Genomic DNA, 13,380 nt, shown 5'->3' on the forward strand with positions numbered 1-13,380 from the left:
GTTGTAAGGACTGTCGCACCCGGCGCAAGGCATACCACCACAGCAAGCTTCGGTCGAAAGGCGCCAGGAGCGGGCTAAACCCCGCATCAAGATTCGGTTGGCCACAGCATCCCTTTTGTATGGATATGCGCTTATACGAGGAGTTGTGTCATCGCGCTAAGAGACTGGGTATTGCCCTGATGTCACCGCAGACGCCCCTGTAGACGCTGTAACCTCTGTTGTTGCTCAGCTTCGCGTAATGCCTGCCGCGCCATTTCTCAAGTGGCACTTACGTGACCTCTCTGCAAATACCCCAGGGGGTTGGATGTCGCGATGGTTCAAGTGTGATCTCCAGGTAGCGACGCCTGCGTGGGACTTCAAACGACCCACCGACTGGGCGGGGGACCTCGATCATCCCGATTCGGCGATGAGAGCGCAGAACCGGGAGGCTTTTGCCGATCTATACATGGCGGCGCTCAAGCAACGCGGCATAGAGGTCATCGCACTGGCCGACCACCACACCGGCGCGTGGATCGAGGTGATGGCCGCCGCTGGCCGGCGTGCCGGAGTCTTCGTCTTCCCTGGCGTCGAGGTGACCACGGGCACTGGCTCTGATGGTGTCCACCTGCTGCTCATCGGAGACCTCAACAAGACCGAGCGCGACATCGAGATCCTGCTGGCGCGCACCTGCGGCTTCGACGAGGACTCCCCTCCGCTGAATCCGTCCACCGGCCGACCTGCCCCGTCCCCGCGCACTATCAAGGAGATCCTCGACGACCTTCCCCCTGGTTGGCTGGCCGTGGCCCCGCACGCCTTCAACGACAACGGCATCGCCTCGAAGAAGACTGTCCAGGGCACCGCCCGGTGGCAGGCACTTCATCATGACAACCTTTCCGCGATCGACGTCGGGGACATTTCCTCGAACCGGGCCGACCGGGCGTGGAATCAGCGTTTCCGTACGCGTGACCTCGACGATTTCCCCTGTCTCGAACGTCTCGCGTTCGTCAGCACCTCAGACGCCTACTCGGTCGATAGGCTGGGAATGCGGTTCACCTGGATCCGCATGGCCGAGCCCTCCATGGAGGGCCTGCGCCAGGCGTTCCTCGACTACGACGCGCGTATCATCTGTGACTGGGACGAACGCCTCGGCAGATATCCTGAACGTAACCCTAACCTGGTGACCCATCCCTGGCTCGAATCCGTCGCACTGGGCGGTACGCTCGGCAATTCCCGGCGAGGGCTGAACCTCGAGTTCTCCCCCGGGCTCAACGTGCTGATCGGCGGGCGCGGCGCCGGTAAATCCACCGTGGTCTCGGCGATTCGGCGTATCTACGGCGACACCACCAGCCTGCCCGACAAGGTGAAGGCCGATCTCGACGAATTCAACCGAAGAATCTTCGCCGAAGCCGAGCTCGCCGCTATCCACCATCTTCCCGTTTCCGGCGAGACGCAGACCGCGCAATGGAGTGCGTCACTAGGGCGGACAACACATAGGGGCTCGACGACCACGCTGACCAGTTTCCCAGTTCGGGTCTTCAGCCAGAAGGAATTGTACGAACGCGTAACCCCCGACTCGGACGATCCCTACACCGCTTCGCGCCACCTGCTCTCCCTAATAGACGAGGCCCTGGACGCCTCCGGCGACGGCAGGCGAACCGACTTCATGACGGAGCTCACCAAGGCCGAGAACGCCTGCCACCTTCTCGTCACTCAGCACCTGCAAACGGAGCAGGAACTACAGCAGCGCACTGAACTTCATGCCCGCGTCAACGAACTCGCCAGGCAGGTGGCCCACCTCGACAATCCGGCCACCCAGGAACGGCGCCGCGCCAACGAGGCCGTTCTCAATGAACATGAGCGATTGGAAGCGACTGCTGGCGAGTTGGAGCGCTCCATCGACGAGATACGCAACGCTGTTGAGCGGGCTTTGCCTGCTGCGGAGTCCGCCGGGCAGGACAACCCCCACCGGGAACTCCTCGTCACGATCCGGTCCAACCTGCGGAACGCCCTTCTCACCGCCCTTTACGAGTCGGCGAGCCGCACCGCGGACGCCCGCCTGTCCAGGCGGGAAGGGGACTGGGCGGCCCGCGTCCAGCAGGCACGCGATGACGACACGGAATACCAGGCCGAGTTGAGCGAACTCGGTGTGGATCCGGAGCAGTACTTTGCCCTGCGGGAGGAACTCACTACCGTTCGCCAGCGGCTGGACGCATTGGAGGCGCTGGCTGAACAATCGCGTGGGCACACGACCTTGATCGCGAACAGTTGGCAAGCCTTGGCACTCGTCCATGGCCGCCGTACACAGCGGCGCCTACGGTTCATCGATGACGTCGGCACGCGCAGCAAAACGCTGCGCTTTCACCTCATCCCGCTGTCCGACTGGCTCGGATGGGCCCGAACGATACGCGAGATCCTCAACCTGCGAAGCGACGGCTACATCGAGGAGGTCCGGGCACTCGCCCGCTGGCTGTGGACCGGTCCCGCCGCATCCCGCGAAGAGAGGCTGGAGCTCTGGCGAACCGCGTTGATCTCGAATCACTACACCGCCCTTCTCGGTCGCATCAACGAGGACACGGCGGAGCGGATCCGGCCGGCCTGGTGGAGCAAGCTGGGCAAGCTCGACCGGATCGTACGCATCCGCGTGGCCACTACCGTGGCTGACGACGTCCTCACCATGCGCTTCCTGAAGAACAATGGAGATCCAGAACGAGACGGCGACTGGCATGACGTCCTGCACGGCTCACCGGGCCAGCGCAGCGCGGCCATGCTGAGCTTCGTCCTCCACCAAGGCACCGAGCCATTGATCTTGGATCAGCCAGAAGACGATCTGGACACCACCCTGATCTCCGAACTCATTGTCACCCAGTTGCGGGAAAGCCGGTGGAAGCGTCAGCTCATCGTCATCACCCACAACCCCAACATCCCCGTACTGGGCAATGCCGACCGGATCATCGTCTTGGAGAGCGCGGAGGACTGCATCCGCGTCAAGGCGACAGGTCGCCCGCACGTCGGTCCGATTGATCTTCCTGAGGTTCGGGTGGACGTACAGAACGTCATGGAAGGTGGCGTCCACGCCTTTATACGCCGAGGCCAACAATATTCGAACGAAGTCAGCTCCTACCGCCAAGCTGTAGCGCAGCTGATGAGCCGGTCCTCGCAGTCCGCCGGCCATACTCCACCAGGTAGCGGGCCACAACAGGTGTGAGCTAAGCATCGACGGCCTTAGTCGTTGTCATCGACCTAGCGCATCCTGCAGCAGTGAAGATCACTTAATGTCGCTACCGATTACGCCAGAGCCAGTGACCGTACAGACCCATCGCGAACGCACCTTGACCTGGAGATTCGCGGAAGGCAAGCTAGCCCTTATGGCCAAGGACGACAATATTAGTGAAGTAGAGCGCGTCCCCCCGCCCGAGCAAAAGACATGCTGGATGTGCGGCTTGCCTGCTATATGCGGAGAGCATGTGCCGGGACGTGATGAGATACGCGGATTGTGTGCCGCACATGCCGAGGCAGTCTTTGGACCAGAAAACCCCTCATGGAAGCAATTAGATAGCATTGCGACACGTGAGCTATTTGAAGAATGGCTTCGCGGAATGACCATAGTTGCGCACGCCAAAGGGCGCTCCTCAGAGGAAATCATGGCTGAGATTGCCGCCGTCAACCGACATAGCGAGATAAGTCTCAAGTTGACAACCCCTCTTCCGCCTGGCGAAATGCGTCAAATTGGAGAGACTATCCGCGCTCTCAACCTGCTGCGCAGCAGAGAGGCTAGCGTACATATGGATATTACTATGACTCTCGTACGCTGGCTTGCCGAGGCAACCGAGCAAACGCCGAGCGAGGTCATCCAGCAATTGGCTCTCACAATCGAGGCCGCTCCAATTGAAGACCTTTAAGTGCTTTTAAACGTCTAGCTCGATGACTCGCTAATAGCTTAGGCAGGATGCCGCCATCACTAGACGCGTTTCTCGGACGAGCAGGTCCGCACTGGATACACATAGTGTTTAGGAGCGCCACGAAGCGTTGCATTGCGTACCGCTCCCGTTGGATAATAGATAGGTAGGATCACCCTTATGCGCATGTCTCTATTAGCGAGCCAGAAGCTGGCGTCGTGTGCTAGCGTTCAGCTGGCTTCGGGGATTGTTTCTAGCCCGGGCAGTGGGGCCTGACCTGGGCGAGGAACCGAGGGCGGCTTCCTCGACTCATCGCTTACCGGAAATACTTGTGCGAGCTCAAGGTCTTGGACTGTGATAAGTGGTCCGGAACAGATACGCTCTAGAAGCCTGTTTTGTGTGGACTCAAGGTCTACTAGCCGGCCAAGTACGTTGAGCAGGTCAAGTAGGTCATCGATAAATTGTCTGGTCCACTCTGAGGTTCGTATCTCGTCCAGAGGTGAGCTCGCTTTTCCGTTCTGCCGTGGTTTGCGGCAGCGGTATTCGCCCCAGGTGGGTACCACACGATGTTCACCGATGCGGTAGTTCCATACCTCGCTACGCACTGGCGATATTTCATATTCATCGAGTCGGATAGCCTGGGCCTGAGGGTCGTAGGATAGGCGGTCTGACATCCCGCCTGATACTTCGGACGCCGTCCGAAGAACAGGGCGCTGATGCAGCTCCAGACAAGGTCGTGCGCGAGGCCGATCCCAGTCGTTCGCGCAGCGTTCCCCGTACGTATGGAGCCAGATAACCTCGCTTCCAATACGAGTGGCTTCAGTCCACATACTCGTGTCGGCGGTGAATGGAACACGTATGCCAGGCAATCTCAAGTCTCGTTTATAGCGCGTGACATATCCTGAGTGAGAGGTGACACTAGCAAGATAGCCGAGAAAGTCCTGCGGTGCGACATGGACCCCCAGCCGATCCTCCAAATAGCGAAGTAACCCAGATGCGATGTTTACGTTGTTGCCGTGCCCGTCACGGTAGAGTGGACGAACACACCCTCCTCGCCCTCCAAAGTGGTGTACATAGGGGACGTTGGCGGTAAAACTCAGACCGGGGCCTTCCATCACCTGTCGATCGTGTTGTTCAGTGAGGAAGATCTGGTTAGCGCTGGCGACATTCCAAAGTTCAGACCGCTCGCGATCGACCACACGGCGATCGAGAATGATAAATTGGCGGTCGAAGCTATGGTATGCGATAGGTTCCACGCGCGGGTGAACCGTATCCTCTTCCCGAATGGAAGTCTGGGCGCCCGCGACAGCGGCATCTCCTGAAGGTCTGGCATCAATTGTGAGGAGTGAGCTTGGTTTGTGAGGTAGGTAGGCCTTTTTAAGTTCTGCAGGGGCAGTGATCAATCGCTCCCAACGACGTGCGAGTGTATCCCTATCGGGAGCTATTGGCCAGGTGCGGTTGGGATTAACGCCCGCATGTCCCCATGGCATGAGATCGTCGAGCGCGGGAGTGGCCAACCAGGCATCGCTGACCGGCACGAAGGCGTCGGTCCAGTCAGAGCGGCACTTTTCCCATCCAGATGCTTCTACTCCGCAATGCTCCAAGGTAAGTGCGTTGAGTTTATCCGTCCGGTCACCCGTTAGCGCTCGATAGTACACAGTGGCGGCCTTATCCTTCACCGACGTACTGCGCCGTATAAAGATGCCGATGCAAAGCGGCTGCTTAACTGTCGGAAAGAGGCGAGTAGAGACTGGAGACTCGTATCCCTCGGGTGAAATATCGATGATCCATCCTTCGTCCGCCGTTTCCCGCAGGTAGCGCCGCATGCCGGCAAACGCCTTGCTCGTCAAGTATGCCGAAGGAGTGATGAAGGCGACGACGCCGTTGGGATGCTCAGCGTGAGCGTCGAAAACCTTCCAAGTGGCCCATCTCCAGAAATACACCCAAGTGCTGTGCAGCTTATAGTCGAGCCGTCGGCTATTGGAGACGCGGAACCTGCCCAAAGAATGCGGAGCGCCAGGCTCAACGATCCATGGCGCTGGATCGCGTTGATGAGCCCGTTCCAGATAGGGCGGATTGGCGATCACTGCCATGACTGGCGTGGAAGCTTTGATTCTACGCGCGTTCTCCTGGGACTCTCGAAGTGCACTCTGAAACTGATAACTAGGTTCAAGTTGGCCATGTGGATCGTCCAGCGTATTGTTAAGGCACCGTGCACCCTTCTCGGGAATCTCGACGTTATATGCCTGAAGGGCCTGCTGGAGACGCATTTCCCCGACTGCATATGGCGCCGCCTGCCGCTCAAAGCCGATCAGTCGCTTCTCATACAATTCGCGCAGGTATGGCGAAAGGTCCGCGTCGGGAGCAAGTTGGGTGCGAACCGTATCAGCAACCGATCGCACTACCTCGACGAGGAACGTTCCAGTTCCCATAGCTGGATCGATAATTGTAACGTCGCTCGAAGCCAACCCGCTGGGAACTTTAACTACGTTCTTCAGAACGGAGTCAGTGAAATTTACCATAAATCTGGCGAGGACATCGGGGGTGTAGTATGAACCACTCTCGCGCTTCAGCGTGGGGTCATACGATTCAAGGAAATCTTCATAGATCACCCAATAGGGGTTGTTCGCACCCGCTAGGTTCTCCCACTCGATAGGGGTCAGCACGTTGACAATGGTATCGATGGCCCGTAGTTGACGAGGACGTTTGAGGTCGGTGAGAATGAGAAGAGCACGGCCCATAAGGCGATGATGTTTTTCGAGCTTGATCGCAATATTGGAAAGCGATGAATTTTCCAGCGGCACATGGGATGCGCAGGCCAGCAGAAGCGCGAAGGTCACGGTTTGCGCATAAGCATCAGCGAAGTCCTTCGTTCCAAGTCTTGGGAAGAGTAGCATCCGCCACTCATCTGCCAGCTTTGTGAAGTGCCTTTCCCGCACAGGTTTATGCTGCTCGGCCTCGAGTAGCTCCTGAATCTCTGCACGCATAAGACGACACAGGTGCGCCAGGGTACGGATGAGGACCCTTAGCGATGGCGGTTGGGATGCAGGCCAGCGCAAGAAGGTGCCGATAAGCGCAAGAAGGTCTGCTTCTGATTCAGCATACAGGTCGGGTCCTGCATGCCGGAGATCTCCGACCAATGTGGCCTTATAGTCTAGTGCTCCGTATGTGTAATGCGCCCAAGTCGTTCCGTCGGTGTACACCACATTTGGAAGGTCCATGAGAGCTTTGTACTGCCGTTCCTCAGCCTTTGTGAGGCGACATTCAGGAGGTACGCCTCGTCCGGGCGCCTTAAGCTCGAGGAATCCTACGAGCTGATCACCAACATCAACGCCGAAGTCTGGGATGACGCCGGATTTGAGCAGGTGCGCTTCCCCAAACGTCAACACGTCCAATCCCATGTGGTTTGCAATCTGCTTCAGCAGTTGGCTGACCGGGTCCCGGATCTGCTCTTCGGGCTTTGGCCGCACGTGGGCATCGCGATTGAGGCGACGGAGCTTCCGTGTGGCAGTCGCACCGAATTCAGAGATTGCTTGAGCGATGGTGAACGGAGGCTGTGACACGCCTGAGACCTTTGCCATGCTTGCCTCACGGGACGACAACGACTTCCACCTGGTTGTATGACAGGTTGGCATCAACGCCAAGAGTTGACATCTACTAGCGAACATGCATGTCAGCCGTTCCCCGGACCGAAATGAACGACTTTCGAAAGGCAGTTGCGACCGGTGGTGCTGCACGTTTTCGTGGGACTCCTGGCGGGTTCCGGCTGAGAAGCTCTAGTTCGTCCTAGCGGGACTGTGTCGATCGCATGTTCCATTTCCGCCCCGACACCGCTTCGGACTTTTCCAGCCACAGCGGAACCTGCTGCTCGCGAGCACCGACGCTATTCCGTTCCACGATGGGCCATCGCGTTGCCTTCGGCAAGGTGTACTGCACGTGCAGCGGGGTTCCCTGCTCTACATCACGGGGTTTGGCGCCAATACCGATCGCCAGCTTCGCCGAGCACCTGCTCTACCCCGACACACCGGACGTCGACCTGGTCATCCGCCCGAGGTGCTCTGGCCCGACTTCCGCGCCACCCACTTCTCCGAATGCCTCGACACCTACCTGCGGCGCCAGCACCAGTTCGGCGACGTACGCCCGTCCATGACCACGACAGGAGAGGGCCTCCGATGAGCCACACCACCCCGCAGGTCGACGTCTTCGGACCTGACTCCCTCCTGCACCGCCTGGTCAACGAGGCGTGCTGGGCCTCGCGGTGACCTGGGCCACTCTGCTGGAAGCCGCCTAGCCCGCAGATCGGCGCGGCGCTGATGGAGAGCTCCGCGTTTCTCACCCACCCGTGGCGGCGCCTGCGCAACACCACGATGAGCTCGCGGCGACTCCTCGACCCCGACCCGCGCGTACGCGACCGCGAAGCAGCCCGGACACTCGGCTCAACCGCCTGCACGCCCGCGTGTCCGGCACGATGCCCAGGGCCGCCCCTACGACGCGACCCACCCCGAGGCGCGCGCCTGGGGTGGTGGCGCCCCTGTTCGAGCCGACGGTGACGATGTGCGGACGGAGGCCGGGCTCATGACGCATCTGCACGGAACCGTAGATGCAGCATCGGTGGGGCGGCGACCGCTTCATGCTCGACCTGGATGCTCGAAGGTTGCTCGTACATGTTCGATCTGCTGGAAAGCTCGGAACTCACTGACGCCAGTTTGGGACCCTGACCGTTCTAACGCACTACACGGGATGGGAGATATGGGACATTACATCGATGGTCTAGGATGCATGGTTGCTCGGTGGTTGCTCGCGTGTAGGTAATACGGCGCGACATTCGCCGGCACTCTCCAGCACGATCGCGGGGAGAAATCCGGCTACAGCCACACAAAACAGCACTCCGCGACAAGGAATGACACTAAGGGAACCGACTCATAATCCGTGGGTCGTGGGTTCAAGTCCCACCCGCCCTACTCTTCTCACCACCGCGTCCCTGGCTTGAGCAGGGGTTATCTTGGGGTGTTTTCCCAGGTCACACATAGCAAAAGACCCCGGTTGGAGTCCGGGGTCCGTTGAGTTCCGCGTGCTCACTGCGACAGGGCCTCCAAGATCCGGCCGTTGGCGGCCTCCCGCTGTCCGTCGATGCACTTGGCGTACACCTTGAGCAGCACATCCACCCCGCGCCCGGCGCGCTCGGCGGCTTCCGGGGCATGGACGCCGCGCCGTGCTGTTCGATGTGCTCCCTGAGGATGGACACCAGTTCGGGAGGGACCGGCACGATCCGGGTCGTCTTCACATCGCGGTGCTTCAGGCCCCGCTCGTCGTGCCTCTCCCCCGAGTCCGTGTAGCGCTTCATGCTCTCCGAACGTGTCCGCTGGCCGGCGCCGCGGTGATGTCGTCGGGAAGGTGGTCGGCCAACCGCGCCAGGGCACGTCCGGAGTCTGTCGTAAGCCGGTCAGCGGTGGGCGTGTGAGAAGCTCTGAAGGACCTGGTTGTCCTGGTCAGGGATATGGCCGAGCTTGTCGACCTCTTCAGCCAGCCCTGCCAGCACCGCGCGGAGCTGCACCCGGGTGACGTCGGCGAAGGTTCGCAGGTAAGCGATCTGCCGCTCCAGTTCCTCGGCCTCGGCACCGTGCTCGCCGCCGCGCGAGCGGTAGGCGCCGACCGCCTGGTCGGCGGCCTCCTCCGCCTGCCGCTGCGCTTCCGTCAGGATCATCTCGTACTGCTGGCGGGCCTCCCCGAGGATCCGCCGGGCGTAGTCCTCAGCCTCCGCGATCTGGACGTCGGCGGTCTGCTGAGCGCGGGAGAGGATGTTGATCGCATCGACGCTCAGGGCCTGCTGCTGGGGAGCGGCGGGCTCGGCGCTGATGCCGTGCTCCTTGTACCACTGCTTCAACCGGTCGATGTACGCCCGCAGGTCCGCCTTCTCCTTGTCGCCGGCCGCCACGTCTTCCGCGACCCGGTACAGGAACGAGCGCACCTCGTCCTCGCTGTAGCCGCGGCGCCCGAGTGGTGAGCGCGAGAACTCCTGCTTGCGTATCCGATCCGGGGTGAGGGGCTGGCGTTCGCGGTCCGGGTGATCTCCCCAAGACATCTCTGCCGTCATGACTCCCCGCCTTTGTCGCTCGTGAACTCGTCGAAGTGGATCTGCTCGGAGGGCACGCCCGCGTCCAGCAGTCGTCCGACGGTGCTTTGAGCCATCTCCGTGGAGCCGCAGACGAACACCTGCTGGCCACGCCATGCCTGCAGCGCGACGTCCACGGCGTTGCCGCGGGCGCCACGGTAGTAGGGGTCGTTGGAGACGGCTGGGACGACGGTCAGCCAGGGGTGCTCCGCGGCCATCTTGGACAGCGCCTCGAGGTCGTACAGCTCCCGGGACGTCCGGGCGCCGACGACGACGTCGACCTTCCGCGACGGGCCCTCGTACATCACCTGTTCCACCAGTGCCTTCAGCGGCGCGAGACCCGTGCCGCCCGCGATGAGGAGCAAATCGCCGGGCATGTCGGGGGAGAGCTTCAGCTTGTCGCCGACCGGCGCTCCCACGCGCAGTACGTCGCCGCGCCGCGCGCCCATGACCAGGGCGGCGCTCAGCACACCGCCGTCGACCATGCGTACGTGCAGGTCGATCGTGTTGTCCTGGCGCGGCGCGTTGGCGAAGGAGTAGAAACGCCAGACGCGCGGCCGCCTGGAGTGCGAGATCGACGCCGACTGGCCGGGACGGAAGACGTACTGGTAGTTCAGCCGGGCCCGGATCACCGCGATGCCGAGGGCGGGGGTCTCGTGGCTGATGATCTCGCCTTCCCACCAGGGCGGGGTGGTCTTGGACGCGTCCGCGGCCGCTTCCGACATCACCTGGGCCACCAGGCTGTACGCCTTCGTCCAGTCCTCGGCGAGGGCAGGCGTCCAGCGGTCGCCCAGGAAGTGCTCCAGGGTGGCGAGCAGCGCCCTGCCGACGGCCGGGTAGTGCTCCGTCACGACGGCGAACTTGCGGTGGTCCCGGCCGAGCTGCTGCAGGTACGGGACCAGCTCCTCCACCCGGTCGACGTTGCTGACGATGCGCCCGAGCGCGCCGACGAGCCGGTCGCGCTGGCTCGCCATCGCCACCGGGAACAGGTCCCTCGTCTCCGGGTTCATCAAGAACAGGGCTGAGTAGAAGAACAGCGGCACCTGGTCGCCCGACCGGGCGACGAGGCGCCAGCTGTCCTTGAGAGCTTGCGCGTTCACTCAGTCGGCCGTCTCTCTACTGGCCCGGCCACAATGGACGACTCCACCTTGTTCAAGGTCAGCTCGACGTGCCGCAGGATCTCGTCTCCCACACCGGCCCCCTGCAACACGGAGAGCAGGATCTCGCCGACCTTCGCGTAGTGGTCGGCGGTGATGCCCATGCCGCGGTGCGCCTCTGCCAGGTCGCGGCCCTCGTACGGCTCGGGGCCGCCGAGGACGGAGCAGAGCAGCATCACCATGTGCCGCTTCAGCCTCGGCATGTCGATGCCGGCGAAGTAGGGCTTGAGGGCGGCGTCGTCGAGGACTCGCACGTAGAAAAGGTCGACGACGTCGCGAACAGCCGGCGCGCCGCCGACCTGGTCATAGTAGGACGGCGAGATTGTCACAAATCCTCCAAGTGGGCCATGCGTCGCAGGACCGGCTGACGGTGTTCGGGGTTCGCCGCGGTCACGACGCGAGGAATGGCGAATAGACGCACCCTGGCGCTCCGGACGCCGAAAGCCCGGGCGCCCGCGAGAGATGCGGTGAGTGATGGTCGTGGGTTTCCTGCCGTCACCCTTCCTTCATGCCAGAGCAAAGGCACCGAGCCGGATTTCGTTACACAGGGTAACGGTCGGTCACGCCTCAGGTGCCTCGCCTATCTAACCATGCCCCCTATGCCCCATGAACCCCCTCCCACGCTTTTTTGACCCATGTGTCTCACGAACAGGCAACCTCTCCTGTCCGACCATGGAAGTGCCGACGGGCATCTCGACTCTGGCGGACCCCGCTCCCGCGACACACCGCGACAGAACCCCCATCCCGCACCCACTCACCGCTTGACCTGCAGAAACACCCGGCGGGCGAGCGATGGGAGGGTCTGACATGTCGAACCACTTCACCGGCCTCAGCCTTACGCCACAACTCGGCGACCAGCGGCTCGATCTGTGCGACCGGTACGCCTTCCAGGCGCCCGACGCCGTGTACCGCATGAACATCGACAACGACGGCGCGGATCTGGGCCGGTGCAGCGTCCTGCGCGACGGCGAGCTCGTCCACGCGGACCGGGGCGGGCATCCGTCGATGAGCGGCTTCTTCAACACCGACGACACGGAGGTGGAGTACAACGCCGGCGAGCCGGTCAACGACCGGGAGAGGTGGACGGACCAGTTCGTCCACCTGCTGGGTCACACGGGCGAAGGTGTGTACCAGGACGCTTCACGTGGCATCGCCCTGGTACCCGGGGACAAGGCCGGTCAGCGGAAGTCGGAGATGCGCAGGACCGCCAGCATGTCCGTCGCTCGGGAGCCGGTCGAGAAGGATGCCTCAGCACCGACCCAGCCGCGGAAGGCTCCGGTGTCGTCGATGATCTGCATGAGCGGTTTGACATGGGAGTTGCCGGTGTAGCAGAACTCGTCCCGCTCCATCGCCAGGCAGGTGCACCAGTGCCACAGCGTGTCGCGGCGATCGGACTTGGAGATCATCGTCAGGTAGTACTGGATGGAGGTGATGTCGGCGCTCGTTCCGCCACCGTACTTGGGGCAGCCGCCCTCCTTCTTGCAGGCGCTGTTCGAGGACGGCTGCAGGTAGGTCAGGCACGAGGTGGTGGCGGAGCAGGCGCGGAAGGAGGACAGGCCGAACGGCTGGTTGTCGGAGGTGACGAGCTTACCGCTCGCCCAGCTCCTCAGGTCCTGCCTGAGCGAGCCGGGGAACGCCTTCACCGAGCTCATCGCGCGGCGCGTGCTGATCGCGGCGTTGCTGCCGTAGCCGTACCCGTTCGTGGCCAAGGTGCTCTGCTTGAGGTCCAGGCGGGCCAGCTTGCCGTCAGGCGAGGTCCGCACGTACCACTGCTCCGTCCACTTCTGGGCGATCTTCCACCGGATGGTGAGCACGTCCCCTGACATGGTGTACGTCCCGGTGCGGCTCTCGTCGGGGGCCCCGGTGAAGCCCCCGGCGGTCAGCACCTGGCAGGTGCGAGGCCGCGACTGCTTGCCACCCGCCTTGGTGCTGCAGCTCGAGTCGGGGACGGTGCCGGTGCGCTGCCTTGCCTGGGGATGACGCTGCCACCACAGGTACATGGAGGCGCTCACCGTGCCGTTCGCGGCGAAGCGGTAGTTGCCCAGGCGTAGCCAGTTCTGCTGGGAGGCGGCCTTCAGGTGACCCTGTGAGATGACGAAGGTGGTCTTGCCACCCGGCAACGACGCGGCGGAAACCGCGGCCGCCGTGGCGGATTGTGCGGGCAGGATGGTGGTGGCGAGTATGAAGGACAGAATTGCGGCTGCGGTACGCATGGAGAAGCTCCGGAAGGCTTACG

8 protein-coding genes are annotated in these 13,380 nt (G+C 62.2%); 3 read left to right on the top strand and 5 right to left on the bottom strand.

Going from position 1 to position 13,380, the window contains the following annotated elements:
* Positions 1 to 304: 304 nt before the first annotated feature.
* Positions 305 to 3,184 (top strand): TrlF family AAA-like ATPase, encoded by a 2,880-nt coding sequence (locus ABD292_RS46790; protein ID WP_344219578.1) that lies wholly within the window; start codon positions 305 to 307, stop codon positions 3,182 to 3,184.
* A gap of 160 nt (positions 3,185 to 3,344) precedes the next feature.
* Positions 3,345 to 3,878 carry a hypothetical protein gene (locus tag ABD292_RS46795; protein WP_344219580.1) on the top strand — a complete coding sequence of 178 codons (534 nt, stop codon included), beginning with the start codon at positions 3,345 to 3,347 and terminating at the stop codon, positions 3,876 to 3,878.
* A gap of 227 nt (positions 3,879 to 4,105) precedes the next feature.
* Here ABD292_RS46795 and ABD292_RS46800 read toward each other — a convergent pair whose 3' ends face one another.
* Entirely contained in the window at positions 4,106 to 7,438 is a 3,333-nt protein-coding gene (locus ABD292_RS46800) for a type ISP restriction/modification enzyme (protein ID WP_344219582.1), read from the bottom strand.
* Positions 7,439 to 7,928: 490 nt separating this feature from the next.
* Here ABD292_RS46800 and ABD292_RS46805 point away from each other — a divergent pair, with 490 nt between their 5' ends.
* Positions 7,929 to 8,051, top strand: a complete 123-nt coding sequence (locus ABD292_RS46805; protein ID WP_228011237.1) for an undecaprenyl diphosphate synthase family protein — start codon at positions 7,929 to 7,931, stop codon at positions 8,049 to 8,051.
* A 1,267-nt stretch (positions 8,052 to 9,318) separates the two neighbouring features.
* On the opposite strand, the gene ABD292_RS46810 is transcribed toward ABD292_RS46805, so the two are convergent.
* The 4 genes from ABD292_RS46810 to ABD292_RS46825 all read right to left on the bottom strand — a co-directional run bounded on the left by ABD292_RS46810 (position 9,319) and on the right by ABD292_RS46825 (position 13,357).
* Positions 9,319 to 9,969, bottom strand: coding sequence for a DivIVA domain-containing protein (locus ABD292_RS46810; RefSeq protein ID WP_344219584.1), 651 nt, complete (start codon positions 9,967 to 9,969; stop codon positions 9,319 to 9,321).
* Positions 9,966 to 11,087 (bottom strand): globin domain-containing protein, encoded by a 1,122-nt coding sequence (locus tag ABD292_RS46815; RefSeq protein WP_344219586.1) that lies wholly within the window; start codon positions 11,085 to 11,087, stop codon positions 9,966 to 9,968. Before ABD292_RS46815 ends, ABD292_RS46810 begins: the two co-directional genes overlap by 4 nt.
* A complete protein-coding gene (locus ABD292_RS46820) occupies positions 11,084 to 11,473 on the bottom strand; it encodes a group I truncated hemoglobin (RefSeq protein WP_344219588.1) in 390 nt (129 codons plus the stop codon). Before ABD292_RS46820 ends, ABD292_RS46815 begins: the two co-directional genes overlap by 4 nt.
* An 849-nt stretch (positions 11,474 to 12,322) precedes the next feature.
* Positions 12,323 to 13,357 (bottom strand): hypothetical protein, encoded by a 1,035-nt coding sequence (locus ABD292_RS46825; RefSeq protein WP_344219590.1) that lies wholly within the window; start codon positions 13,355 to 13,357, stop codon positions 12,323 to 12,325.
* Between the last annotated feature and the right edge of the window lie 23 nt (positions 13,358 to 13,380).

The sequence above is a fragment of the Nonomuraea bangladeshensis genome (assembly GCF_039529455.1).
GTDB classification, from domain to species: Bacteria; Actinomycetota; Actinomycetes; order Streptosporangiales; family Streptosporangiaceae; genus Nonomuraea; species Nonomuraea bangladeshensis.

Coding starts and splice junctions, on each gene's coding strand:
- ABD292_RS46825 (WP_344219590.1), bottom strand. CDS start 13,357: ATGCGTACCGCAGCCGCAATTCTGTCCTTCATACTCGCCACCACCATC.
- ABD292_RS46810 (WP_344219584.1), bottom strand. CDS start 9,969: ATGACGGCAGAGATGTCTTGGGGAGATCACCCGGACCGCGAACGCCAG.
- ABD292_RS46790 (WP_344219578.1), top strand. CDS start 305: ATGTCGCGATGGTTCAAGTGTGATCTCCAGGTAGCGACGCCTGCGTGG.
- ABD292_RS46795 (WP_344219580.1), top strand. CDS start 3,345: ATGGCCAAGGACGACAATATTAGTGAAGTAGAGCGCGTCCCCCCGCCC.